This window comes from Paracoccaceae bacterium, from assembly GCA_019454225.1.
In the GTDB taxonomy this organism is placed as follows: domain Bacteria; phylum Pseudomonadota; class Alphaproteobacteria; order Rhodobacterales; family Rhodobacteraceae.
The window spans coordinates 1,641,577-1,667,498 of sequence record CP075370.1; the positions used below are offsets into that span (position 1 = coordinate 1,641,577).

Below are 25,922 nucleotides of genomic sequence, written 5' to 3' on the forward strand. Positions count from 1 at the left end.
AAACGCCCCCGGTGGCCGTTCCGCATCGTCCCCGCCGTCGCGGGGCGCTACATCGCCGCAAGCGCCTTGCGGATATGGCGGTTGTCGCCCCGCGTCAGCACCCAGCGCGCCATCCGGCGGGCCAGCGTCGCATGGCCGCGCGCGACGGCGCGGTCGAAAAGCTCACGCTGGTAGCGCGGGAACGTCTTGCGGGCGCGCAGGCTGCGGTAGAATTCACCCTCGGTCAGCGTTCCGCCCAGAGCGCCAAGGATCGTGGGCGACAGGATGCCCATCTGATGCAGCGACGAGCCGAGCCTGTGGCCCAGCAGCGGCGTGCGCAGGCGCATCACGTTCGGGCCGTCGAAGCGGGCCACATGGGCCGCGTCCAGCGGCTCGTAGGGGTCGTAGAGCAGGGTGACGCGCCGCGCCGCGCCGCTGGCCGCCGCGGCATCGCCATAGGGCCCCGAGAAATCACGCCCCCAGGCGGTGCGATAGCGGGTCTCCCAGGGCACCAGTGCCCGGTCCAGCGTCGATTGCGGCGATATTGCCACCACGTCGGCACCGGGGCATGCGGCCGAGAACGCACAGGCGCCGTAGCCGCCCATCGAGGCGCCGTAGAACACCACGCGGCCGAACCGGGCAAAGAACCCTGCGTCGCGCAGCGCATCGAACTGGCCCGACACCCAGGCATCGCGGAACCAGGTCCAGCCCGCCGCCGTGACACCCAGCATCGACCAGCCCTGCTTCTCGATGAAGGCAAAACCCCAGGGGCGCCGGTCGTCACGCTTGTCCATCGCGATGTCGAGATTGTCGAACGTCACGACAAGCACATCGGGGCTGCGGGGAACGAACAGCATCGCATGCTCGGCACCCTCGCGGTAGAACCCGTCCGCCCCGGCAAGGCGCGTCGCGATGGCCGACCACGGCGCGTCCGGGGACTCGTCCGGCGGTGCCGCGGCTGGTGGCGGGTCGGCTGCCACGCCGACCGGCGCGGGCACCGCGGGCGCCGCTGCGCCGTCCGTCCTGGCCAGGACCGCCCGGCTGACCTGCGTGCCCGCGTCGTCGCGGGTCGACAGCACGCTGACCTCGCCCCAGGGCTTGAGGAAGGGAAAGCTGCCCGACCCCTTGCGGATGTCCAGCAGCATCCTGCCGCCCGGCGCCAGCGCGTGATCCAGCAGCACCGCGGCCCCCTTGATCCGCGCGGTGTCGCCAAAGCCCTGCAGGGCCGCCAGCACCTGCGCGGGGCGCAGGTCGCCCGGGGCGCCCACGCGGCGGATGCGGGCTGCGGGCACGCCATGGTCCAGCAGGAAATCGACATAGGGCGACACCCATGCCGAGGGCGCGTCCAGCATCCGCCCCTTGTGGTCGATGTCGATCAGGTCGATGGCACAGCCCCAGCGCGCATGCGCCGCCAGCGCCATCGATTGCGCCGTGCCCCCGGCATCGGCGAATCGTTCCACCTCGGGCAGGTCGATCGCCGCCAGAAGCCCCGCGTCGAACACCCGCTTGCCGCGTCCGGCGATCGGGGCCGCCACCGGGTCGATCCCGTGGCGGGCGCAGAGATCGGCCATATAGCTGCCGGGCGGCGGCAGGCCGTGATGGCGCAGGCCCAGTTCCCGCTTGTTCGACGCCCACAGATGCAGCGCCGTCGTCTCCGGCCTCAGCAGCGCCTGCACCTTGCGCGTGGATCGCAGGAAAAGCAGCCGGTCCGGAAACGGGATCGGATAGAACGCCGCAAGCGGCTGCACCTTGTCCAGCACCCCGTGCGCGGCCGCGAAATGCGTCACCATCAGCGGCCCCCAGGTTCCCCAGGGCATCTGCGAGACGTGGACAGGTTCGCCCCGCCCGGCGGCGGCGCGATAGTCCGCCTGCACCCCGCGTTTCAGGAAGGGTGGCACGGCGAACGGATCGGCCATGAAATCCAGCATCGCCGCCAGCATCGGGTGATCCGGCGGCAGGCCCAGCACGGCGTTGTTCACCCTCTGGCTCTCGGGCAACTCGAACCCCATCACCACGTCGCCGTCATAGTCCATCGGGCGGTGGCAATAGACATCCGTGTCGACCCAGATCATCCCCGGGCAGGCGCGCAGCATGTGCATCCGGAACAGGTCGGCAAACAGCGCGAAGCTGTCCTTCTTCTCGTATTTCAGGAAGTTGTCTGTATCCAGCACCTCGCGCCCGTCGCGGCGGATCACACCCTCGGGCACGTTCGGGATGTCGTGATAGGAAAACAGCGTGATGCGCTGCCCCTGATCGACAAAGGACTTCAGGCACAGCCGTTCAAGCCAGGACAGCGCCCCCCCGATCCAGAGCGTGCCGACCTCTCGCACCCGTGCCATGCCTGACCCCTTGCCGCCTCGTGCCGGAAATGCGGCGCTGTTGGCGCGCCTTGGGAAACAGTCTGGCGAAAACCGTGCGGAATGCAACGGGAACGGCACAATCCGCCGGATCGGCGCTTTGCCCGTAAGCCCTGGGCATGGTAGGGAAGGACAGGGGCGGCGGCAGATCGCCCGGCAGGGGCGGGCGGCAGCGATGGCAGGCAGATCAGGGGCGAAGGTGCGGCAGGGCGGCGTGATCCGCCGGACGCTGGGCGCGGGTCCGACGGCGGCGGGCCTGCTGCTGGAGGCGCTGCGCTGCCATGACGGACATCTGCGCGCCTTCTGGGGAACCGGCAGCCCTCCGGCACGCTTCGCGCCCGACGGTGCGCCGGGCTGCGCCCTGCCGATGGACCTGCGCGAGGTTTCGGGCGGCACGCTGGGCGTCTTTGCCGAGGGGCCGGCGGTCGTGGCGCTGTCGGATGGCGCGCGCGACACCCTTGCGCCCGTCGCGGCTGATGTCGACCTCTTGGCCGGTCGCGATTGCCTGCTGGCCTTCAGGCTGGAGGAGACGGCCGAACAACTGGGCGAATGGCTGGCCTATCACGCGAACCACCACGGCGCGGGCGGCGCCGTGATCGTGCACCGCGTGCCCCCCGACGATCCGGCTGGCTTTGCCGACGCCCTGTCGCCGCTGCTGCCCGAGGGTTTCACCGCCATCCTGCTCGACTCGCCCGTGCCCCTGGGCAAGCCCGGCCAGCCACCCGAAAGCCACCCGATCCTGGCCCCCGATGCCCCCGGCAAGGACCGGATGGAGGTTCCCGAACCCGACCCCTGGCGCAGCCCGCTGGGCGAGGGGCTGATGTTCGAGGTGGTGAAATGGCGGTTCCTGGCGCATGCGCGCGCCGTCCTGACGCTCGATCCCTGCGACTGGCTGGTGCCGCGCGACTCCGGCGCGCCCTCGGCCTTCGACCTCTGCCGCACGGCGCGGCACGGCGTGGTGCCGCTGGCCGGACGGCGGGTCTATCCCTGGCGCGTCCGGGCTGGCGCCCCCGCCCGGATGGGCGACCACATCTGCGCCCCCTTCGACCGGGGCGAAGGGCTGGCCCGCTGGGGCGTCGCCCCCGATCTGGCGGGGCTGGAAAACACCTGGCGCATGGTCCGCGTGGCCTATGCCAAGCCCGACGCGAAACATGCGGCCCGGTTCTGGCGGGCGATGGCGATCCGCGTTCCGGGCCGCGCCGCCTCGGAACTCGCACCCAAGACCTCGCTGGTCGAGGATGCCGAACTGCTGCGCTTTTCCCGCGACGTGCTGGGGTGGAAACCGGTGCGCCCGCCGGTCTCGCGGCCGCGCGCCGACAGCGGCACCGGTCGCACCGCCATCGTCACCACGATGAAGAACGAAGGCCCCTTCATCCTGGAATGGCTGGCCTGGCACCGCGCCATCGGGGTCGACGATTTCCTGATCTACACCAACGACTGCACCGACGGCACAGACACGATGCTGGACCTCCTGCAGCGCAAGGGGATCGTGCAGCACCGCGACAACCCGTTCCGCGCGATGGACCTGAAGCCGCAGCATGCGGCGCTCCAGGCGGCCGAGGATGAACCCCTGATGCGTGATTGCGGCTGGGGCATCTGCATGGACGTGGATGAATTCATCAACATCAAGCTGGGTGACGGCCGGCTGCCCACGCTCTACGCCGCGATGGAGGCCGCGCTGCCCGGCGCCAACATGATCGCCCTGACCTGGCGGCTGTTCGGCAACGCCGAGGTGCGCGCCTACCGGGACGAATTCATCGTCGACCAGTTCGACCGCTGCGCGCCCGAGGTGATCCGCAAGCCGCACCAGGCCTGGGGGTTCAAGACGCTGTTCCGCAACATCGACATCTACAAGAAGCTTGGCGTCCACCGGCCCAAGGGTCTGGTGCCCGACCTGTGGGACCGGGTCAAATGGCTGAACGGGTCAGGGCGGCCGATGCCCCGTGCGATGTTCCGCAACGGCTGGCGGTCGACGCTGGAAACCTACGGCTACGACTGGGTGCAGCTGAACCACTATGCCGTGCGCTCCGCCGAAAGCTTTCTGGTCAAGCGCGACCGGGGCAGGGTGAACCATGTCGACCGCGACCAGGGCCTGAACTACTGGTTCCGCATGAACCACAATGTCGAACAGGACGGGTCGCTCCGCGCCCGCCTGCCCATGTTGCAGGCCGAATGGGACCGGCTGCTGGCCGACCCCGAGATTCGCGCGGCCCATGACTTCTCGGTCGCTGCCCATCGCGCCAAGATCACCGAACTGCGCGCGACCGAGAACTACGAACGCTTCTACGGCGAACTGACGGGCGAGCGGATGGAAACCCTGTGCCGGATGCAGCGGCATTTCGGGTCGGCCGTGTTCAACGCCGGGCCCCAGGTGATCCCGGAGGATCTGCATCTGCGCGACCTGCCCGCCGATTTCTTCTTCACCGTCGAACCGCAGGGCGAGGCCGCGCATTGACCGAGGCCGGCACCCCGCACGGTCCCCGGACGCCGCCCCCCACCGGCACGCGCGCGGGCACGCCGCCCATGGCTGACACCTTCACCGCCGTCGCCTGCATGAAGAACGAGGGCGCCTTCCTTCTCGACTGGATGGCGCATCACAAGGCGCTCGGTTTCGACCATGTCGTGATCTGCACCAATGACTGCGCCGATCCCACCCGCCAGATCGCGCTGCGCCTTCAGGACATGGGCCTGGCGCGGCATCACGCGACGCGCCACTGGCCCGCCACCTCGATCCAGCGGTCGGCGCTGAAACAGGTGCGCCGCTACCCCGAGGTGACGGGGGCAGGCTGGGTCTGGGTCTGCGATGCCGACGAGTATCTGGCGCCGCGTCTTGGCGACGGCACGGTGCGGGCGCTTGCCGCCGCCGCCTCGCCCGAGGCCGAGGTGATCTCGGTCCCCTGGCGCATCTTCGGCCCCGCCGGACGCTGGGCCTACGAGGACCGGCCGGTGACCCAGCTGTTCCGGCTGGCCGAACCCGCCACCGGCCCCGGCGCCCCGCTGATGGCCTATCCGAAATCGCTGTTCCGGGGCGATCTGCCCTATCATCGCATCGGCATCCACGCGCCGCTCCCCCGCGCCGATGCCGACCGGCCCTTCCGGGTCGAACTGCCCGGCGGGGTTCCACTGATCCCCCAGCATCACCGTCTGTTCGTGCAGGCCGACTTCACCCATGGCCAGGTGAACCACTACGCCCTGCGCGCGGGGATGAGCTTTCTGGTCAAGCGCGACCGGGGCCGGGTCAACCACACCGGGCAGGACATGGGCCTTGACTACTGGGACCGGTTCGACCGCGCGGCCGTACCCTGTGACGCGCTGTCGGGCATCGCGCCCGCCGTAGCGCAGTGGCGCGACCGGCTGATGCAGGACGGCACGCTGGCCCGCCTGCATGCCGAGGCCGTGGCCTGGCACCGCGCCCGCGCCCTCCGGCTGGCCGCAGACCCTGGCTGGGCGGCCTTTGCCGCCGCCATCCGCGAAAGACTGTCCCGATGCGCATCCTTGCCCTGCTGACCGTCCGGAACGAAGGCGCCTTCCTGATCGAATGGCTGGCGCATCACCGGCTGTGCGGCGTGACCGACGTGCTGGCCTTTTCCAACGACTGCGACGACGGCACCGATGCCATGCTCGACCGCCTGCAGGCGATGGGCTGGCTGACCCACCTGCGCAACGACGGCCCGCATCCGCAGGGCCCGCAATGGGCGGCGCTCAAGGCGGCGCCGCGCCAGCCGCTCTACGGTGCCGCCGACTGGGTGATCGGCCTCGACATCGACGAGTTCGTGAACGTGGCCATCGGTGACCGGACCCTGCCCGCGCTGATCGCCGCGCTGCCCGATGCGGCGGCCGTGGTGCTGACATGGCGGATGTTCGGCAATGCGGGCGTCGACGGCATCGCGGATGTTCCGGTCATGCAGCAATTCACCCGCGCGGCGCCGCGCGTGCTGCACTGGCCGTGGCGGGCGCAGCAGGTCAAGACGCTCTACCGCAACGACGGCACCTGGGCAAAGCCCGGCGTCCACCGTCCCCGCGCCCCGGACCGTGCGCGCGCCCCGGACGCGGCGATGTTCGATGGCGCGGGGCAACGCCTGCCCCCCGCCTGGCCCCCCGCCCGCACCTTCTCGCCCCCCGGGCAGGATCACTATGCCCTGGCGCAGGTCAACCACTACGCCCTTGGCGCGATGCAGTCCTATCTGGTGAAATGCGACCGGGGCAGGGCGAACCGCGACGCCTCGGCCTTCGACATGGGCTACTGGATCGAGCGCAATTTCTGCGATGTCGAGGACCGCTCGATCCTGCCGCTCTGCGACGCGGCGGCCCCCCTGCGCGCGGGGCTTCTCGCCGATCCGGTGCTCGGCCCCCTGCACCATGCGGCGGTGGCCTGGCGCCAGGCCCGCTTTGCCGCGCTGATGGCCTCTGACGAATCCTGGCGCGCGCTCTACGGACGGCTGCTGATGACGCCGCCCACCCGCGCGCTGACCGCCGCACAGGCCGCGCGGATCTGGCGTGCCGGGCTGCGGCCCGCCCCCGGCAGTTGAGCGGTTGCAAACAATCATCGGCATTTGTCCACCCCCCGCCATGGCCTTGCCCCCTTGTCAGCGCGGCCCTGCCACGGACAATGGGCAAAAGGGAAAAGGGCGTGCCACTGCGCCCCCCGGAGACGTGACATGACCGCCACCACCGCAGCCACCCCCCTGTCGATCGACGCGGCCGATCGCGACGGCTGGACTGCTGCGCTTGACGCGATCGCCGACGATCTGGGCCATGCCGAACCGCTGGGCCCCCGCCACCGCGCGGTGTTCTGCGACGACGGCACGACGCTGCTCGTGACCTTCGAACAGGCCGAGACGGTGCGCGCCGAGGCGCCGGGCCGGCTGCCCTTCGGGCTGACGCTGGCCCGTGCGTATGGCTGGTCGCAACTGTGCATCCTGGCCGAGGGGACGACCTGGTGGCGCGACGAAGGCGTCTGGCGCTACATGGACCGGCTGGTCGACGATGCCTTCTTCGAGGATTTCGATCGCGTGCTGTTCTACGGTGCGGGCCCCGGGGGCTATGCCGCCGCCGCCTATTCCGTGGTGGCCCCGGGCGCACAGGTGCTGGCGATCTGCCCGCAGGCCACGCTGACCCCGGCGCTTGCCGGATGGGACGCCCGCTTTCCAGCCGCGCGCCGGCTCGACTTCACCGGCCGCTACGGCTTTGCCCCCGACATGACCGAAGGCGCGGGCCATGCCCATGTCGTCTTCGACCCGCTGGAACGCGACGATGCGATGCATGCCGCGCTGTTCCACCGCCCCTGGGTGACGCTGCTGCCCGCGCGTCGGCTGGGCGGCAACCTCGAACTCGTGCTGCGGCGCCTCGGCGTTCTGGACGGCCTGATCGTCGCGGCGGTCGAGGGGCGGCTGGACCGGGCCGGTTTCGCCCGCGCCCTGCGGATGCGGCGCAACTACGGCCCCTACCTCAAGCGGATGCTGCAGATTTCCGCCGATACCGGCCATACCGCCCGCGAGATCGGCGTCTGCCGGTCGGTCGTCGCCCGTGTCCGTGCCCCCGCCTTCCGCAAGCGGCTGACCGAGCTGACCGGGTCGGACCGCTAGGCATCCGCCGTCAGTACATGGTCGCCATCTCGCGCAGGTCCTCGGCGCGCGCGGCCGTCACCCGTGCCATGCAGAAATAGATCAGCATCGGCTCGCCCGATCCGCCCTTCATCGCCCAGCCCTCGGCCGCACAGGTCTTGTCCCGGAACGTGATCCAGGCGCGCTGCGCATCGCGCAGGTTCACCTCGGCGCCCCGTTCGTTCGGCGGCAGCGCGGCGTCGATCCGGCGCATCGCGTCGCGCGCCCCCCGGTAGGCGGTGTTCAGGTCGGCATCCGCCGCCAGCCATTCCTGCTCGGCGCAAAAGTTGATCTCCATCTGGAACTGCGGATCGGCGCAATTCACCTGCTGCGCGGCGGCGGGCAGGGCAAGGCAGCCAAGCGTCACGGTCAGGGCGGCGCGGATCATCGGCATCTCCGTGTTTCCGCGCAGCTTAGCGTCCCGCCGGTGCGGCTTGCCACTGGAATCCGCGGCTGGCCTGCGCTAGGGCCAAGACATGACCGACACACTCATCCTCCGCCGTCCGGACGACTGGCATCTTCACCTGCGTGACGGCGCGGTGCTGCGCGCCGTGCTGCCCGAGACGGCCCGCCATTTCGCCCGCGCCATCATCATGCCCAACCTCGTGCCGCCGGTGGTGACCGGCAACCAGGCCGCCGCCTACCGCGACCGCATCCTTGCGGCGCTGCCCGAGGGCGCGGCCTTCGAACCCCTGATGACGCTCTACCTGACCGAGACGACCGATGCCGCCGATGTCGCCGCCGCCGCCGCCTCGGGCCTGGTGCGCGCCGTCAAGCTCTATCCGGCGGGGGCCACCACCAACAGCCACGCGGGCGTGCGCGACCTGTCGCGCGTCACCGGCGTCCTGGAACGCATGGCCGAGATCGGCCTGCCGCTCTGCCTGCATGGCGAGGTGACCGATCCTGCGGTCGACATCTTCGACCGCGAGGCGGTCTTCATCGACACCGTTCTCGATCCGCTGCGCCGCCGCATCCCCGGCCTGCGTGTCGTGATGGAACATGTCACCACCGCCGAGGGCGTGGCCTATGTGCGCGCGGGCGGCGACGGCATCGGCGCCACGATCACCACCCATCACCTGATCATCAACCGCAACCACATCCTCGCGGGTGGCATCCGGCCGCACTACTACTGCCTGCCGGTGGCCAAGCGCGAACATCACCGGCTTGCCCTGCGCGCTGCCGCGACCTCGGGCGATGCGTCCTTCTTCCTCGGCACCGACAGCGCACCGCATGTCGACCCGCTGAAAGAGGCCGCCTGCGGCTGCGCGGGATGTTTCACCGCGACAAACACCATGCCCCTCCTCGCCCATGTGTTCGAGGAAGAGGGCGCGCTCGACCGGCTCGAAGGCTTCGCCAGCCTGCATGGCCCGGCCTTCTACCGTCTGCCCCCGAACGACGGCACCATCACCCTGCGCAAGGCCGGGCCCGCCACATGGCCCGCCCGGATCCTGACCGAGGCCGGGCCGATCACCGTGTTCGACCCCGGTTTTCCCGTGCACTGGCACGTCCTGCCCTGACCCGCCCGCCGATGTGGCGGCCACGGCGGCGATCCGGCCCCGTGGAACGCCGGTCCGGCGATTGCCCTTGCCCCAGCCGACCAGAGGACCACGATGATCCCCGCCACCTTTCCGCCCGCCGCCGAGATTGCCCGCCTGACCGCGCGCGCCCTTCTGGACGTGCGCGCGGTGCATTTCAACGCGGCCGAGCCCTACACCTATGCCTCCGGCCTGCAAGGCCCCACCTACATCGACTGCCGCCGCCTGATCGGCTTTCCCCGCGTCCGGTCGATGCTGATGGACTTCATGGCCGCGACCGTGCTGCGCGACGCCGGGATGGAGGCTTTCGACATCATTGCGGGCGGTGAAACCGCCGGCATCCCCTTCGCCGCCCTGATCGCCGAGCGTCTGGCCCTGCCGATGGCCTATGTCCGCAAGAAACCCAAGGGCTACGGCCGCAACGCCCGCATCGAGGGGCCGATGGCCCCCGGCGACCGCGTGCTGCTGGTCGAGGATCTCACGACCGACGGCGGGTCCAAGCTTTCCTTCGTCGACGCGATCCGCGAAACCGGCGCGACCTGCGCCCATACGGCGGTCGTGTTCTCCTACGGGATCTTCCCGGGCACCACCGAACGCCTGGCCGCCCACGGCATCGCGCTGCACGCGCTCTGCACCTGGTGGGACGTGCTGGCCGCCGCGCGTGACGGCGCCGTGTTCGACGCCGCCACCCTCGCCGAGGTCGAGGTCTTCCTGAACGACCCCGAGGCCTGGCGCGCCGCCCGCAAGCCCGGCTGACCGCGCCGCTCTTTTCCGTGGGCGGTTCTGTGGACAGCCTGGGGACGACTCGGGCCTCTGTCCACACCGCCCCACCCGTAGCGATGCGGGGGATGATCCGCACCACTTGTTGTGGTATGGTGGTTGTCCACAGGTTTCTCCCGGGCTTGCGCCCGGTGCGCGTTCCGGGGCAACAGGGATCACCCGGCGACAGACCGGGGGCGCGGACAGGGGGCGGGAATGACCGAGATCGTATCCTTCAAGCAGGTCGTGCCGGCGGGCACCGGCACCGAACCCGAGGCGCTGCCCCACAACATCGAGGCCGAACAGCAGCTTCTGGGCGCGATCCTGACGAACAACGACGTCTACGACCGCATCGCCGCCCTGGTGCGCGCTGAGCATTTCTACGAACCCACCCACGCCCGGATCTTCGAGATCGCCGCCGCCCGCATCCAGAAGAACGCGCTCGCCTCGCCGGTCACGCTCAAGGCCTATCTCGAGGATGACGCGGGGCTCAGGGAACTGGGCGGCCCCGCCTATCTGGCCCGTCTCGCCGGGGCGGCGATCAGCGCCTATGCCGCCCGCGACTATGCCCAGATGATCTATGACCTGGCCGTGCGTCGCGAACTGATCGGCCTCGGCCGCGACATCGCCGCCCGGGCCGCCACGGTCGACGTGGCCTCCGAACCCAGGGACCAGATCACCGAGGCCGAACAGCGGCTCTACAAGCTGGGCGAGCAGGGACATGCCGAGCGCGGCTTCCAGTCCTTCCTCAAGGCGGTCACCGATGCCGTCAACGTCGCCAACGCCGCCTACCAGCGCGACGGCGGGCTGGCCGGCATCTCGACCGGCCTGACCGATCTCGACCGCAAGCTGGGCGGCCTGCATCCGTCCGACCTTCTCATCCTTGCGGGGCGCCCCTCGATGGGCAAGACCTCGCTCGCCACCAACATCGCCTTCAACATCGCCAGGGCGCATCGCCGGGGCCGCCTGCCCGACGGGTCCGAGGGCGCGGTCGAGGGCGGGGTCGTCGGCTTCTTCAGCCTCGAGATGAGCGCCGAACAGCTCGCCGCCCGCATCCTCTCCGAGGCCGCCGAGGTGCCCTCGGAACAGATCCGCCGCGGCGACATGACCGAGGCCGAGTTCCGCCGCTTCGTCGAGGCCGCCAAGGCGCTCGAGGCCTGCCCGCTCTACATCGACGACACCCCCGCGCTGCCCATCGCCCAGGTCGCGGCCCGCGCCCGCCGCCTGAAACGCACCCACGGGCTCGACGTGCTGATGGTCGACTACCTGCAACTGCTGCGCGGCTCGTCGCGCACCGGCGACAACCGCGTGCAGGAAGTGTCCGAGATCACCCAGGGCCTCAAGGCGATCGCCAAGGAGCTGAACATCCCCGTCATTGCCCTGTCGCAGCTGTCCCGCCAGGTCGAGAACCGCGACGACAAGCGCCCGCAACTGTCCGACCTGCGCGAATCCGGCTCGATCGAGCAGGACGCCGACGTGGTGATGTTCGTCTTCCGCGAGGAATACTACCGCGAGCGGGAAAAGCCCGGCGACCACGAACTTGACAAGATGGCAGCCTGGCAGGCGATGATGGAACAGGTGCACGGCAAGGCCGAGGTGATCATCGGCAAGCAGCGCCACGGCCCCATCGGCTCGGTCGAACTGGCCTTCGAGGGCCGGTTCACCCGGTTCTCGAACCTGGCGCGGGCGTGGCAGGGGGATGGTGGGGGTGGGGGGTATTGAGGGAGCGGCCGACTTGCGTGCACGTAGGATGTTGCTGCGTGCATCTGCGCGCCCTAACAGACAAAAAACTACCCATTGCAGGGACGACAATATTTGCCTTAACATTGTTGGCGAACACAGTTTCGCCCCCGGCTAAAAGAGCTCGCAAATGGCCCAAATAAACGGAATCAAGATCGTTGGACTAAACGAGCATGCGACCTTTGAGATAAAATTTCGTGGCAGAAACTGCATAATTGTTGGACCTAACGGCGTCGGGAAAAGTACGGCACTTCAGATCTCTGCGTACGCACTCGGACGCCAATGGGGCCTTCTATCTAAGCAGCGGTTTACTTCAATAGAAGTAAGCATAGGCGCTGAGAAGCTTCACCTATCAAGAGAGGCGTGTGCCGCATACTCAAGCTCACCCAAGCGCCGCGGAATGAACTTTATTGACCGGTTCCCAACGATAGATGCAATTAATGAGTTCCTTCATGCGGATTTGGAGCAGCCTTCTGAGATTAGAAAATACGAGTCACAATTTGTTAGCCGAGCAGAAATTAGGCGCGCTCAGTCCCTGTTGCGTGACGATTCACCGTCCGCAAGCCTAGCCGACACGGAAGTCATTCAGTTTGCAAAAGATCTGGAAAGGCTATCGGTCCCACGGGTTCTTTTTTTGCCGACGTCGCGCCGGATCGAGTTTGACCTCGCGAGAGTAACCGATAGGCTGCCTGAATATGTTCGATCGCAAATTTCTGAAGCGTTCCAGAAACAGTCATCCATAAAGTTCTTTGAGGAGATAATCCGCTTTGGCATGGATGATATTGACCAGATTCTAAGGTCATTTGAACAAAAAACGCGCGATGTCTCGCGCGCAAAATTCAATAGAATGATGTCCACACTCTTAAAGGACATGGCGAACGAGGAGGCAATTTCCGTCAAGGCAATCCGAGAAACAAACGTAAACTCTGAAAAGGTCCAAAATGTCCTGGCACGGATTGAAGAGAATGTAATCTCAGTACCGGAGCGAGAAAAGATCTCGGAGATCCTCACATCTCTCACGAAACCAGGTAGCGGCAATCCCCCTTTCCACAAGAAATGGCTAGCGCACTTCTTCGTACGCTTGATGGGTGTGAGCGACGAAATGACAAGCAGTGAACGGCCAATGAGAGAGTTTGTTTCAGTCATTCAGAAGTACCTCAGGCCAAAGAATGCGGTGTATGACATTGAGAAGTATCACTTTGGGATTTTCGCCGAGAATGGGAAGGATATCGCCCTTAACGAGCTATCATCTGGCGAAAAGCAACTTGTATCACTCTTTGCAATGCTTGGATTCTCCACGGAGAAATCTCTGGTATTGATTGACGAACCAGAGCTGTCCTTGTCGGCAGTATGGCAGACAACGTTCCTAGAAGACTTGGTACGCTTTAAATCATGCGCCCAGCTCATTGCCGTTACTCACTCGCCGTTCGTGTTTGAAAACTCACTTGCGAGCTCAGTAATCGACTTCGAAACATGTCGCTTGGGATAAATGATGACCTTCAAGGAAGCGCTTTTGCAAAAGGGCAGATCGGCCATTGCGATCTTCCAACTTTTCCGCACTTCCAAACCGGAGCCCGGGACGCTGGAAGTTTTCGTGGAAGGCTATGCCGACAAAGAATACTATTCGCATGTCTGTGATCGACGGCAGCGACCTGCGAGCTTCTTCGTTTGCTTCGGGAAGAAGAAACTCGCAGAGATAGACAATCTTTATGAGCAATCTGGTCTTATCGGCCGGAGCGTTCTATTCATTCGCGACAGGGATTACGATTGCTTGTTGCGCGGTAACGCAGTTTCGAGCCGCGTCTTTTTTACATGCGGCTATTCTGTTGAAAATTATGTGTTTACACGGGATAGTCTGGCAAGATTTATTGAGATTCGCTTTGGAGTGAATGCACTAGAGTTTGATGTTTCCGCTCAATGCGACGCCTTCGACGCGGTAACCTCCTCGGTGTTTTACCAGCTCAAGGGCGTTCATGCGAGGATATTCTGCGGAATATATCAGGGGAGGGAGCTAGATTTAGATAGGCTAGACATCACAGGTATTGTTAGGCGGACTTTAGCTGGAAGGCCACCCCCGGAAGTAGTTCTTTCCGACGATCAAAAAAATTCTATCGGCCTGCAGGAGATTGATGAGCAGGAGTTTGCACAACTCGCGGACGACTACAGCAAATTCCCACCTCATCTTGGACTTCGCGGAAAGTTCCTAGCGGTAGTTTTCTTGGAGTTACTTAGAGCAGTCGGCGAACTCCTTCTTCAAAAGCACAAGGCGGGCGAGATTATTTCCTTTCACCGCTCGGCACTATCAAGCTTGAACTCAGACACCGTCTTTGCCTGTGCCGCTACGTTTGCGCCTCCGACTCCTCGCCTTTCTGAAGCGCTCGGATTACCGCAGCACGCGTAGTGTGGAGTTCCGCCGCACGCAGCGCCTTCGTGAACCGGGCCTTGATGACACTCCACCGCACCGAATACTCCGCATCCCCCTCGGGCAGCGTCCAGACGCAATGCAGGTGATCCGGCAGCACCACCCAGGCGTCGATGCGGAACGGCCGCTCTGCCCGCGTCGCCCGCACGGCACCCCGCAATGCCTCGACCTCCCGCACCAGCGTGTCCGAACGCCGGTCGGCCAGCGCCACGGTGAAGAACACCGAGGCGCCGGGAATGCGGGGGCGCAGGTAGCGGGACATGCGCCACCCTCGCGCATCGGGGTTAACGGATGGTGTGCGACGCGGGGCTCGCCGCCCCGGCCCCTGGCGCACGGCATCGCCATCGGACCCCCCGGCAAGACCCGCCCCGTCTCCACCGCCCCCGCAGCCCTCGGGCGGTGTCCGGGCCGCATCATGACTGCCACGCATGACCCGGCCGCCGCCTGACCGGGCGGGGCTGATTCGGGTGTTGCGGGTTGACGGGTTGCGGCGCGCGCCCTGTCGGGACGGATGCCATACGCGGACCGGACGCGGGCGGGACGCCCGCCATACGCGCCGACGCCGTCCCGGGGGGCGGTGAAGGCGCCGTCCGCACCGGCCCCCGGGGCGCCCGGTCGGCGGTTCAGAAGAACGCCTGCAGCCCCGTGATCGCCCGGCCCAGGATCAGCGCATGCACGTCATGCGTGCCCTCATAGGTGTTCACCGTCTCCAGGTTGACCATGTGGCGCATCACATGGAAATCTTCCTGGATGCCGTTGCCGCCATGCATGTCGCGGGCCATCCGGGCGATCTCCAGCGCCTTTCCGCAGTTGTTGCGCTTGACGACCGAGATCATCTCGGGCGCGGCCCGGGCCTCGTCCATCAGCCGCCCGACGCGCAGACTTCCCTGCAATCCCAAGGCGATATCGGTCATCATGTCGGCCAGCTTCTTCTGGAAAAGCTGGGTCTGGGCCAGCGGGCGGCCGAACTGGCGGCGGTCGAGACCGTATTGGCGGGCGGCATGGAAACAGGCCTCGGCCGCGCCCATGACCCCCCAGGAAATGCCATAGCGCGCGCGGTTCAGGCAGCCGAAGGGGCCCTTCAGCCCCTCGACATGGGGCAGCAGCGCATCCTCGCCCACCTCGACATCCTTCAGCACGATCTCGCCCGTGACCGAGGCGCGCAGGCTGAGCTTGCCGCCGATCTTGGGCGCCGAAAGACCCGGCGTCCCCCGGTCCAGCACGAACCCCCGGATCTTGCCGCCATGCGCCTCGGACTTCGCCCAGACGACAAAGACATCGGCAATCGGGGCATTGGAAATCCACATCTTCGATCCGTTAAGCCTATATCCCGCTTCGGTTTTCACCGCGCGGGCCTTCATGCCGCCGGGGTCGGACCCGGCATCGGGCTCGGTCAGGCCGAAGCAGCCGATCAGGGTGCCCGCCGCGAGGCCCGGCAGATATTTCCGCCGCTGCGCCTCGGACCCGTAGGCATGGATCGGATACATCACCAGGCTCGACTGCACCGACATCATGCTGCGATAGCCGCTGTCGACCCGCTCGACCTCGCGCGCCACCAGGCCATAGGCCACATAGCTGGCGCCCAGGCCGCCGTATTCCTCGGGGATGGTCAGGCCCAGGAGGCCCATGTCGCCCATCTCGGCGAAGATCGCGGGATCGGTCACCTCATCGCGGTAGGCGGCGGTGACGCGCGGCATCAGCCGGTCCTGCGCAAAGGCCCGCGCCCCGTCGCGCAGCGCCCGCTCGTCCTCGGTCAGCTGGTCGTCCAGCCGGAACGGATCGGCCCAGTCGAACCGGCCCAGGTCGGGGGCGTCCTTGGCCTTCAGCGCGGGCGGGGTGGTGGTGTCCATGTCGTCCTCCTGTCAGTGCCGGCATCTTACGCCGGGAGGCGGCACCCGGCAAATGAGAAGCCTTTACGGGTTCATGCGCGCAACGCATGATCCGGCCATGATGCGCAGCGCCAGAACGCCGTCCCTGCCGGAACTTCAGGCCTTTGCCGCGGCGGCGCGCGCGGGGACGGCGACGGGGGCGGGTGCCGTGCTGGGTCTGACGCAAAGCGCGGTCAGCCGGTCGATCTCGACGCTGGAGGCGCGGCTCGGGGTGCGGCTGTTCCACCGCGAACGCCAGCGTCTGCGCCTGTCGGACGCCGGGCGGGCCTTCCTGCCCGAGGCCGAGCGGGTGCTGGCCACGCTCGACCGTGCCGCGCTGACCGTGATGGCCTTCGGCGGCCATCGCCGCGTCCTGCGCATTGCCTGCCTGCCTACCTTCGCCAGCCTGTGGCTGATCCCGCGCCTGCCGCAGATGGGGCCCGAGGTAACCTTCGACATCTCGACCACGCTTGCGCCGCTCGATTTTGACCGCGATCCGCGGGACGCGGCGATCCTGCGCGGGCCGTTGCCGCGCGGGCAGAACGCCATGGAACTGGCGCCCGACCGGCTGGTCGCGGTGGCTGCACCCGCCCTGTTGCCCGACGGGCCGTTGCCGGATGCCGACCTGCCGCGCCTGCCGCTGTTGCAGCAGGCGACGCGGGCCGACCTGTGGCTCGACTGGTTCCGCGATGCGGGGATCGACCCGATCCGCCTGTTGCGCGGCCCCCGGTTCGAACAGTTCGGCATGGTGCTGGCAGCGGCACGGGCGGGGATGGGCGTGGCGCTCGTGCCCGAGATCCTGGCGGCGCAGGAGATTGCCGCAGGCGCCCTGCGCCCGGCATCGACCCGGCGCCTGGACGGCGGCGCGCCCTACCTGCTGGTCTGGCCCGACCGAACCTCCGACCTGCCCGCCTTCACGGCCTTCCGCGCGGCCCTTGCCCCTGCTTTGGTCGCAGAGCCCGCCGCGCCCCATTGACCGCGCACGGCGGCCCCGGCAACGTCGCCCGGCCAGTGGAGAACGCCCGTGACCGCCGCACCAGCCACCATCGACGCCGTCGAGACCCTGCTTGCCGGGCAGGGCTATGTCGCCAACCGCGCGCTGTCGACGGTGGTGTTCCTTGCCCTGCGGCTGGGTCGTCCGCTGTTCCTGGAGGGCGAGGCCGGGGTGGGCAAGACCGAGATCGCCAAGGCCATCGCCGCGGCGCTTGGCCGCCGCCTGATCCGCCTCCAGTGCTATGAGGGGCTCGATGCCGCCTCGGCGGTGGCCGAGTGGAACTTTGCCGCGCAGATGGTGGCGATCCGCACGGCCGAGGCCGCAGGCACGGCCGACCGGGATGCGCTCAAGTCCGAGCTTTTTACCGAGGACTACCTGATCGCCCGTCCGCTGCTCGAGGCGATGCGCCCGCAGCCCGGCGGCGCGCCGGTGCTGCTGATCGACGAACTGGATCGCACTGACGAACCCTTCGAGGCCTTCCTGCTGGAGGCGCTGTCGGAGTTCCAGGTGACCATCCCCGAGCTTGGCACGATCCGGGCGCCCGAACCGCCGATCGTCATCGTGACATCGAACCGCACGCGCGAGGTGCATGACGCGCTGAAGCGTCGCTGCCTGTATCACTGGGTGGACTATCCCGATTTCGACCGCGAACTCGCCATCCTCAGATCCCGCGCGCCCGAGGCCGAGGCGGCGCTGTCGCGCGAGGTGGTGGCCTTTGTCCAGCGTCTGCGGACCGAGGATCTGTTCAAGAAACCCGGGGTTGCCGAAACGATCGACTGGGCCAAGTGCCTGCTGGCGCTTGATGTGATCGCCCTGTCGCCCGAGGTGATTGCCGATACGCTGGGCGCGATCCTGAAGTATCAGGACGATATCCAGAAGATCCAGGGCTCGGCCGCGAAGAAGCTGCTGGACGAGGCCCGGGCGGGGCTGGCGGCGTGATCCCGGGGCCGGCCCGACGGCTGCGCCTGTGGCCGGACACGCCGGGCGCCGGGCGCCCTGGTGGCCATGGCTGAGTATTCCGATCTTCCGCTGCCCGACAATCCGCGCCTAGTGGCCAACATCGCCCATTTCGCGCGCGCTCTGCGCAAGGCGGGGTTGCCCATCGGGCCGGGGCGGATCGCGGATGCGATCCGCGCGGTGCAGGCCGTGGGGTTCACCGAGCGGCGCGATTTCTACTGGGTGCTGCACGCCTGTTTCGTCAGCCGTCCGGAACACCGCCCGGTGTTTGCCCAGGTGTTCCGGCTGTTCTGGCGCGATCCGCGCTACCTTGAACACATGATGTCGCTGATGCTTCCGGCGCTGCGGGGCGTGGCCGAGGAACGCGGCGCCGAGGCCGCCGAGAAACGCGCGGCCGAGGCGCTGCTGGACGGGGCCGACCGGGATGTGCCGCAGGATACGCCCGAAGATTCGGGCGAGGATGCAGAGATCGAGATCGACGCCTCGGCCACGATGAGCCGAGAGGAACGCCTGCGCACGCTCGACTTCGAACAGATGAGCATGGCCGAGGTGGCCGAAGCCCGGCGCATGCTGGCGCGGCTGTCGCTGCCGGTGGCGCCGCTGGCGACGCGCAGGATGGCGGTGGATGCGGGCGGCGCGCGCATCGACCCCCGGGCCACCCTGCGCGCCGCCATGCGCCGGGGCGGCGAGGTGGCGGCGCTGCTGCATCGCAGCCCCCGCGAACGCTGGCCGAACCTGGTGGTGCTTTGCGACATCTCGGGCTCGATGAGCCAGTATTCCCGGATGGTGCTGCACTTTGTCCACGCGGTCGCAAACCGCAAGGGGCAGGGCTGGGCCCGGGTGCATGCCTTCACCTTCGGCACGCGGCTGACCAACATCACCCGCCACCTGCGCGCCCGCGATGTCGACCAGGCGCTTGCCGCCGCGGGACGCGAGGCGCAGGACTGGTCGGGCGGCACCCGGATCGGCGCCTGCCTGCATGCCTTCAACCGCGACTGGTCGCGGCGGGTGCTGGGGCAGGGGGCAGTGGTCCTGCTGATCACCGACGGGCTGGACCGCGACGATACCGGCGCCCTGTCGCGCGAGGCGGAGCGGCTGCACCTGTCGGCGCGCCGACTGGTCTGGATCAACCCGCTGCTCCGCTGGGACGGGTTCGCGCCGCGCGCCGGGGGAATCCGGGCGCTGCTGCCGCATGTCGACTGTTTCAGGGCCGGGCATTCGATCGCCACGCTCGAAGCCCTTGGCGCGGCGATATCGGCGGCCCGGGACGCGGGGGAAAAACCGCGCCTGATGCGGATGATGGGGAACTGACGGGCGGATCCGGCGTTGATATGGCATATCGCGCGGGACGCGGGCATGACCGTGCCCTGCCTGCGGGTGTTCCGCATGGGAAGGGAATCGCCATGAACCGACTGATCGCCACGACCACCGCGCTTGCCGTCGCGCTGAACGGAGCCGCGCCGATCCTGGCGCAGACGCTGGATGCCGAGGGCCGGGTGATCGGCCCGGATGGCGCGGTGCTCTGCACCCCGGCCGAAGGTGCGGCCTGCGATCTCGAGGCCGTCACCGCGAAGCTCGCCGCGGAAGCCGAGGCACTGGCCGCCGAGGCCGCCGCCGAAGCCGAGAGAGCCGCCGCGGAAGCCGCACGCGCCGAGGCCGAGGCTGCCGCACAGGCCGAAGCCGATGCCGCCGCCGCTGCGGCAGCACAGGCCGAAGCGGATGCCGCAGCAGCAGCGGCAGCACAGGCCGAAGCCGACGCCGCAGCCGCCGCCCAGGCCGAGGCCGACGCGGCTGCCAAGGCCGCCGAGGATGCCGCCGCCGCAGCGGCAGAGCAGGCAGCCGCTGCCGCCCAGGCCGAGGCCGACGCCGCCGCTGCCGCCCAGGCAAAGGCCGACGCTGCCGCGAAGGCCACCGACGAAGCCGCACAGGCCGAAGCCGAACCCGCAACCGGCTCCGGTGATGCGGTTGTCGTGACACCGGCCGCCGAACCGGTGGTTCCGCCGGCACCCGAACCCGAGGCGGTCGAGTCGCTCGAGGCCATCCTGTCGCCCGAGACACCTGCCGCCGACGGCACCGAGGCCGCCCCGCCGGTGGCCGCCGCCGCGCCTGCCGAAGACGCCGATGCCGAGGCTCCGGCGCCTGTCAGCACGACGAAGGCCACGATCACCGAAGCCGATACCCGGTCCTCCGCCGAGGAATTCTCGGCCGCCCCGCAGGCCGATGCGCAGGGCCGGCGCGGCCTGTCCGATCTTGAGCGGGTGGGCCTGGTTGCGCTTGGCGCGCTTGCCGTCGGTGCGATCCTGAAGAACGGCGACCGTGTCGTGTCGAACACGGGCGACCGCGTGGTGGTCGACCGGGGCGACGGCCGGTTCGAAGTGCTGAAGGACGATGACACCCTGCTGCGCCGCCCCGGCTCGACCGTCGAGACCGAGACCTTCCGCGACGGGTCCAGCCGCACCGTCGTCACGCGGGGCGATGGCAGCAGCATCGTCACCATCCGCGATGCCGCAGGCCGCGTGCTGCGCCGCGCGCGGGTCGATGCGGACGGGCGGGAAACCCTGCTGGTCGACGACCTCGCGCCGGTGCGTCCGGTTGATGTGACCACGCTGCCGCCGCCTGCGCCGCCTGTCACCATCTCGGGCTCGGGCGCCGATGCCTCGCTTTCGGCGGCCCTGGCCGCGATTGCGGCCCGCGAGTCGGCGCGCGGCTTCTCGCTTCGCCAGATCCGGGACCTGCGCGAGGTCCGGATGCTTGCGCCGGCCATCGACGTGACACCGATCACCTTCCGGACCGGCTCGGCCGCCATCGACGTGTCCGAGGCGGAAAAGCTTGCGGCGCTTGGCCGGTTCATCGCGGATACGGTGCGCGAACGACCCTTTGAGCTGTTCCTGGTCGAGGGTCATACCGATGCCGTGGGGTCGGCCGCATCGAACCTTGCCCTGTCGGACCGCCGGGCCGAATCGGTGGCACTGGCGCTGACCGAATACTTCGGAGTGCCGCCCGAGAACCTGATCGTGCAGGGCTATGGCGAGGGCGACCTGCTGATCCCGGTCGAGACGGCCGAACCGCTGAACCGCCGGGTCGCGGTGCGGCTGATCTCTCCGCTGCTCGAGGCGCGGCTGCGCTGACCGGCGGTGCCCGGTGGCGGCGGGTCCGGGTGCGGACTGCCGCCACCTTTTGACAGTGGCGCTGCCCCGCCCCCTGACGCATAGTCGTGGCCCGGGGGAGGCCGAAATGGACCATGACCGCATTCCGGAAATCGCGCTTGACTGGCACCGTGACGGACGCGGCGCCGCGCTTGCCACGGTGATCGAGACCTGGGGGTCGGCACCCCGCCCCGTCGGCAGCCAGCTGGTGGTGTCGCGCGACGGGCAGATGATGGGCTCGGTCTCCGGCGGATGCGTCGAGGGCGCCGTTGTCGCCGAGGCGACCGAGGCCCTGGACGACGGCCGGACGCGCGTTCTGTCCTTCGGCGTGGCGGATGAGACGGCCTTTGCCGTGGGGCTGGCCTGTGGCGGGCGCATTCGCGTGATGGTCGAACCCGTGGGCATGGGCATGCCCGAGGCGATGCTGGCCGATCTGGTGGCGGCGCGGCAGGCGCGGCGGGCGGTGGCCTATGTGGTGCATCCGGAAACCGGTGCGCGGCGGCTGACCGCAGGGCCCGGAGACCCGCTGGAAAGCGTCATCGCCCAGCGGATGCGTGCCGACCGCTCGGGCCCCGAGGATGACGGCACCTTCATCGCCGTCCACAACCCGCCCCTGCGCATGGTGATCGTCGGCGCCGTCCATATCGCGCAGCCGCTTGTCGCCATGGCGCGGCTGTGCGGCTATGATCCGGTGCTGATTGACCCGCGTGCCGGTTTCGGCGCCGCGCACCGGTTCCCCGGCGAGACGATCCGCGACGACTGGCCGGACGAGGCGATGGCTGCGCTCGCGCCCGACGCCCGGACGGCCGTGGTGACGCTGACCCACGACCCCAAGCTTGACGATCCGGCGATCCGGGCGGCACTGGCATCGCCCGCGTTCTACATCGGCTGCCTCGGGTCGCCGCGCACCCATTCCAAGCGGCTGGAACGGCTGCGCGCCGAAGGGGTGGACGATGCGGCGATCGCGCGGCTTCATGCGCCGGTCGGGCTCGACATCGGTGCCAAGAGCCCCGCCGAGATCGCGGTGTCGGTCCTGGCGCAGGTCACCCAAGTGCTGCGGCAGGGGTGATGCGCTTCGGTCCGGTCCCGCTGGCCGAGGCCGCAGGCGCGATCCTGGCGCATTCGGTGCTGCTGCCGGGGGGACGGCTGCGCAAGGGGGTGGTGCTGACCGGCGCCGATCTGGCCGCGCTGAATGCCGCAGGCGTGGCCGAGGTGGTCGTGGCGCGGCCTGACGCGGGCGATGTGACCGAGGATCAGGCGGCGGCGCGGCTGGCCGCCGCACTGGTGCCCGACCCGGCGGGGGCGGGGCTTGATGTTTCGGCGGCCTTCACCGGCCGGGTGAACCTGAACGCGCGGGCGCCCGGACTGGTCGACCTGGACGTTACGGCGATCCACGCGCTGAACCGGATCCATCCCGCGATCACCCTGGCCACGCTGGCGCCCCTGACACGGGTGACGCCGGGCCTGCTGACCGGCACGGTCAAGATCATCGCCTATGCCGTGCCGGGGGCCGAGCTTGCGGCGGCCTGCCGGGTGGCGGCGGGGGCGATCCGCGTGCGGCCGGTGGTGCGCGGCAGCGCCGGCCTGATCCTGACCGAGGTTCCCGACCAGGATGCAAAGCTGGCCGCCAAGGGGCGCCGGGCGATCGAGGGGCGGCTGCGGGCCCTGGGAATGGCGCTGGCCGAATGCCAGACCGTGCCGCATGACGGGGCGGCCATCGCGCAGGCGCTGCGGCGGGTTCCGGGGGACATGGTCCTGATCCTGACGGGATCGGCCACGTCCGACCTGCATGACACGGCGCCGGATGCGCTGCGGGCGGCGGGCGGGCGGGTGATGCGGTTCGGGATGCCGGTCGATCCGGGGAACCTGCTGTTCGTGGGAAGCCTGGGCGCCCGCCCGGTGATCGGGTTGCCGGGCTGTGCGCGGTCACCCGCGCTGAACGGGGCCGACTGGGTGCTGGAGCGGCTGGCCTGCGGGATCGACCTGACCGACGACGACATCGCGGGCATGGGCGTGGGGGGGTTGTTGAAGGAAATCCCGATCCGGCCGCAGGCGCGCGAGCCGTGATGCGGCCCGCGTCCCATCGTGGGACGCGGAACGCAGCAAGCGATTTCAATGGCTTGACCCTTGCGATTTAACCACTTCTTAGGAAATCGCCCGTCTCTGGTGTCGTTGCCCCGCCGGGTCAGAGCGCGGCTTGCAGTTCGCCCAGGATCACGGTCCAGCCCTTGAGATGGCCGTCGCGCAGGCCCTCCGACGCGAAGCGGTCCTGCCGCAGCTCGATGCGCGTGCCCTGACCTTCGGCCGTCAGCGCCACGGTGACCACGCTGCCCTCGACCGAATGCGGCGAAACCCATGTGAAGCGCAAGCGTTCGTCCGGCACGAGTTCCAGGTAGGTGCCGTGATGCGGGATCGCAGTTTCCCCATCGAACATCACGATCCGGAACGTGCCGCCGGTGCGGGGGTCATTGTGCACCTCGGCCTGGCGCCCGCCGGTGCAGGGCAGCATGAACCGCGACAGGATCGCGGGATCGAGCCATGCCTCATAGACCCGGCCCGGGGGGGCGGTCACGCTGTGCGAGACCGTCATCGTCAGTTCTGCTGTCATCACCTGGGCCATCAGCCGTCTCCTTTTCCAGAATGCCGCCGAGCGCCTCGAGCCGAAGTGCCCAGATCGAACGTAGCCCCGCGAACCAGTGATCGACCTCGGCCAGGGGCGCGAGGTTGATCGCGATGTAATGCGCCCGCCAGACGGTGCGCCGCGACACCAGCCCCGCGCGTTCCAGCACCATGATGTGCCGCGAGATCGCGTTGAGGCTGATCGCGAAGCGGTCGGCGATTTCCGTCACCCGGGTCGGTCCGTTCTGCGCCAGATGCGTCAGGATGGCCCGCCGCGTGGGGTCGCCCGCGGCCTTCAGGACATCGCTCAGGGGGTCGTCGATTCGTTCAACCATGATGTTGAATTATGACCTGCGGCCGCATCAGTCAACAAGAGATGTGAATGACGCGGCCGGACATGAAAAAGGGGGGCAGATGCCCCCCCGTCACCGGTCGCGGGACCATGCGCCCCGCGGCGCGGGGCGTGCCGGGCTATTTCGGCCCGATCATCATCACCATCTGGCGGCCTTCCAGCCGGGGCATCGCCTCGATCTTGCCCTTGTCGCCGACATCGGCCGCGACCCGGTTCAAAAGATCGAGCCCAAGCTGCTGGTGCGCCATCTCGCGCCCGCGGAAGCGCAGGGTGACCTTCACCTTGTCGCCTTCCTCCAGGAACTTCATCACCGAACGCATCTTGACGTCATAGTCATGGGTGTCGGTGCCCGGGCGGAACTTGATTTCCTTGATCTCGATGATGTGCTGCTTCTTGCGCGCCTCGGCCTCGCGCTTCTGCTGTTCGTACTTGAACTTGCCATAGTCCATGATCTTGCAGACCGGCGGCACGGCAGTCGGCGAGATCTCCACCAGATCAAGCCCGGCCTCCTCGGCCATGGCGAGCGCGCGGGCGGGCGTCACGACGCCCACATTCTCGCCGTCGGCGCCGATCAGGCGGATTTCGCCGCCCCGGATGCGGTCATTGACGCGGGGGCCGGATTCGCGCTGCGGCGGGGCGTTGTGCGGTCTACGGGCTATGGCGGTCGTCCTTCTGTTGTGGCGATGCAGGCGCGCAAGATAAGGGGCGTTGCGTGCGTCTTCAACCCGTATTGCGGGGGGCCGAGGCCGCCGCCGCGCTGCAGCGCGTCTTTTCAAACCGCCATAATTCTGTCAGATACCGCGCGTCGCCGCACCGCCATTGCGGCCCGCTGGAGAAGTGCAATGAACAAGTCAGTGATCATCGGGGCCGTTCTCGTCGTGGCGGCCGGGCTGGGCTATTACCAGTTCAGCTACAAGCCCGCGCAGGAAGCGGCCGCCGCCGCCGAGGAAGCCGCGAAGAAGGCCGCCGCTGATGCCGCCGCTGCCGAAGCCGCCGCCAAGGCCGCGGCAGACGCTGCTGCCGCCGAAGCCGCCGCTGCCGAGGAAGCTGCGAAGAAGGCTGCCGAGGAAGCCGCCGCCAAGGCCGCAGCCGACGCCGCCGCCGCCGAGGAGGCCGCGAAGAAGGCCGCCGAGGAGGCTGCCGCCAAGGCCGCAGCCGATGCCGCTGCGGCGGAAGCCGCCGCCAAGGCCGCTGCCGATGCCGCCGCCGCCGAGGCTGCCGCCGCCGAGCAAGCCGCGAAGCAGGCTGCCGATGAAGCCGCCGCCAAGGCTGCTGCCGATGCCGCCGCTGCCGCGCAGGCCGCCGCCGATACCGCCGCTGCCGCCGAGGAAGCCGCGCGCAAGGCTGCCGAGGAGGCCGCCGCGCAGGCCGCCGCCGCGGTTCCGGCCGCGCTCGACCCGGCCACGTTCGATGCCGCGGCCGTGACCGCGCTGATCGACGGATCGGCCCTGGACGATGCGACGAAGCTCACGCTGAAGGCGGCGGTGCAGGCCGCAGCCACGAACCCGACCCTTGTGCAGGGCGTGGTGGATCAGGTGAAGGCCGCGCTCGGCCTCTGAGCCGCAGTGACCATGGATCAGGCAAGGGGGCC

Annotated in this window: 22 protein-coding genes and 1 pseudogene; 16 read left to right on the top strand and 7 right to left on the bottom strand. The window is 68.6% G+C overall.

Going from position 1 to position 25,922, the window contains the following annotated elements:
• Positions 1 to 47 precede the first annotated feature (47 nt).
• Positions 48 to 2,318, bottom strand: coding sequence for a hypothetical protein (locus tag KF887_07800; protein QYK42989.1), 2,271 nt, complete (start codon positions 2,316 to 2,318; stop codon positions 48 to 50).
• Between the two features lie 193 nt (positions 2,319 to 2,511).
• Between KF887_07800 and KF887_07805 the strand changes: the two genes are divergently transcribed.
• The 4 genes from KF887_07805 (at position 2,512) to KF887_07820 (ending at position 7,921) form a co-directional block, all read left to right on the top strand.
• Entirely contained in the window at positions 2,512 to 4,791 is a 2,280-nt protein-coding gene (locus KF887_07805; GenBank protein QYK42990.1) for a glycosyltransferase family 2 protein, read from the top strand.
• Between the two features lie 68 nt (positions 4,792 to 4,859).
• Positions 4,860 to 5,843: a glycosyltransferase family 2 protein gene (locus KF887_07810; GenBank protein QYK42991.1), complete on the top strand. Its 984-nt coding sequence runs from the start codon at positions 4,860 to 4,862 to the stop codon at positions 5,841 to 5,843.
• Positions 5,822 to 6,865: a glycosyltransferase family 2 protein gene (locus KF887_07815; protein ID QYK42992.1), complete on the top strand. Its 1,044-nt coding sequence runs from the start codon at positions 5,822 to 5,824 to the stop codon at positions 6,863 to 6,865. The genes KF887_07810 and KF887_07815 overlap by 22 nt, the downstream gene beginning before the upstream one ends.
• 129 nt (positions 6,866 to 6,994) lie before the next feature.
• Positions 6,995 to 7,921 (top strand): phosphoadenosine phosphosulfate reductase, encoded by a 927-nt coding sequence (locus tag KF887_07820; GenBank protein QYK42993.1) that lies wholly within the window; start codon positions 6,995 to 6,997, stop codon positions 7,919 to 7,921.
• 10 nt (positions 7,922 to 7,931) lie between these two features.
• Here the strand turns inward: KF887_07820 and KF887_07825 are convergent, their stop codons facing one another.
• The gene (locus tag KF887_07825; protein ID QYK42994.1) at positions 7,932 to 8,333 is read right to left on the bottom strand and encodes a DUF1311 domain-containing protein; all 402 of its coding nucleotides are present in this window, start codon (positions 8,331 to 8,333) and stop codon (positions 7,932 to 7,934) included.
• 82 nt (positions 8,334 to 8,415) lie between these two features.
• Here KF887_07825 and pyrC point away from each other — a divergent pair, with 82 nt between their 5' ends.
• From pyrC to KF887_07850, 5 genes are all read left to right on the top strand, one after another.
• Positions 8,416 to 9,456, top strand: a complete 1,041-nt coding sequence (gene pyrC, locus KF887_07830; GenBank protein ID QYK42995.1) for a dihydroorotase — start codon at positions 8,416 to 8,418, stop codon at positions 9,454 to 9,456.
• Positions 9,457 to 9,549: 93 nt separating this feature from the next.
• Entirely contained in the window at positions 9,550 to 10,230 is a 681-nt protein-coding gene (locus tag KF887_07835) for an orotate phosphoribosyltransferase (GenBank protein ID QYK42996.1), read from the top strand.
• Between the two features lie 219 nt (positions 10,231 to 10,449).
• Entirely contained in the window at positions 10,450 to 11,955 is a 1,506-nt protein-coding gene (locus tag KF887_07840) for a replicative DNA helicase (protein QYK42997.1), read from the top strand.
• 148 nt (positions 11,956 to 12,103) lie between these two features.
• The gene (locus KF887_07845) at positions 12,104 to 13,462 is read left to right on the top strand and encodes an AAA family ATPase (protein QYK42998.1); all 1,359 of its coding nucleotides are present in this window, start codon (positions 12,104 to 12,106) and stop codon (positions 13,460 to 13,462) included.
• Positions 13,463 to 14,374, top strand: a complete 912-nt coding sequence (locus KF887_07850) for a DUF4435 domain-containing protein (GenBank protein ID QYK42999.1) — start codon at positions 13,463 to 13,465, stop codon at positions 14,372 to 14,374.
• 19 nt (positions 14,375 to 14,393) lie between these two features.
• Here KF887_07850 and KF887_07855 read toward each other — a convergent pair.
• Positions 14,394 to 14,657: pseudogene (locus KF887_07855) on the bottom strand (transposase).
• A 361-nt stretch (positions 14,658 to 15,018) separates the two neighbouring features.
• Positions 15,019 to 16,245, bottom strand: a complete 1,227-nt coding sequence (locus tag KF887_07860; protein ID QYK43000.1) for an acyl-CoA dehydrogenase — start codon at positions 16,243 to 16,245, stop codon at positions 15,019 to 15,021.
• A 100-nt stretch (positions 16,246 to 16,345) separates the two neighbouring features.
• Here KF887_07860 and KF887_07865 point away from each other — a divergent pair, with 100 nt between their 5' ends.
• From KF887_07865 to KF887_07890, 6 genes are all read left to right on the top strand, one after another.
• Complete coding sequence (locus KF887_07865; protein QYK43485.1) at positions 16,346 to 17,239, top strand: LysR family transcriptional regulator; 894 nt, start codon at positions 16,346 to 16,348, stop codon at positions 17,237 to 17,239.
• A gap of 48 nt (positions 17,240 to 17,287) precedes the next feature.
• The gene (locus tag KF887_07870; GenBank protein QYK43001.1) at positions 17,288 to 18,196 is read left to right on the top strand and encodes a MoxR family ATPase; all 909 of its coding nucleotides are present in this window, start codon (positions 17,288 to 17,290) and stop codon (positions 18,194 to 18,196) included.
• 66 nt (positions 18,197 to 18,262) lie between these two features.
• Entirely contained in the window at positions 18,263 to 19,525 is a 1,263-nt protein-coding gene (locus KF887_07875; protein ID QYK43002.1) for a VWA domain-containing protein, read from the top strand.
• A gap of 92 nt (positions 19,526 to 19,617) precedes the next feature.
• Positions 19,618 to 21,342 carry an OmpA family protein gene (locus KF887_07880; GenBank protein ID QYK43003.1) on the top strand — a complete coding sequence of 575 codons (1,725 nt, stop codon included), beginning with the start codon at positions 19,618 to 19,620 and terminating at the stop codon, positions 21,340 to 21,342.
• Positions 21,343 to 21,448: 106 nt separating this feature from the next.
• Positions 21,449 to 22,429, top strand: coding sequence for an XdhC family protein (locus KF887_07885; GenBank protein QYK43004.1), 981 nt, complete (start codon positions 21,449 to 21,451; stop codon positions 22,427 to 22,429).
• On the top strand, positions 22,429 to 23,427 hold the full coding sequence (locus KF887_07890; GenBank protein ID QYK43005.1) for a molybdopterin-binding protein: 999 nt from the start codon (positions 22,429 to 22,431) through the stop codon (positions 23,425 to 23,427). Before KF887_07885 ends, KF887_07890 begins: the two co-directional genes overlap by 1 nt.
• A 118-nt stretch (positions 23,428 to 23,545) precedes the next feature.
• Here KF887_07890 and KF887_07895 read toward each other — a convergent pair whose 3' ends face one another.
• From KF887_07895 to infC, 3 genes are all read right to left on the bottom strand, one after another.
• Positions 23,546 to 23,968 (bottom strand): SRPBCC domain-containing protein, encoded by a 423-nt coding sequence (locus KF887_07895; GenBank protein ID QYK43006.1) that lies wholly within the window; start codon positions 23,966 to 23,968, stop codon positions 23,546 to 23,548.
• Positions 23,904 to 24,314: a winged helix-turn-helix transcriptional regulator gene (locus KF887_07900; GenBank protein ID QYK43007.1), complete on the bottom strand. Its 411-nt coding sequence runs from the start codon at positions 24,312 to 24,314 to the stop codon at positions 23,904 to 23,906. Before KF887_07900 ends, KF887_07895 begins: the two co-directional genes overlap by 65 nt.
• A 136-nt stretch (positions 24,315 to 24,450) precedes the next feature.
• Complete coding sequence (infC, locus tag KF887_07905) at positions 24,451 to 24,990, bottom strand: translation initiation factor IF-3 (GenBank protein QYK43486.1); 540 nt, start codon at positions 24,988 to 24,990, stop codon at positions 24,451 to 24,453.
• A 183-nt stretch (positions 24,991 to 25,173) separates the two neighbouring features.
• Between infC and KF887_07910 the strand changes: the two genes are divergently transcribed.
• A complete protein-coding gene (locus KF887_07910; protein QYK43008.1) occupies positions 25,174 to 25,890 on the top strand; it encodes a hypothetical protein in 717 nt (238 codons plus the stop codon).
• Positions 25,891 to 25,922 lie beyond the last annotated feature (32 nt).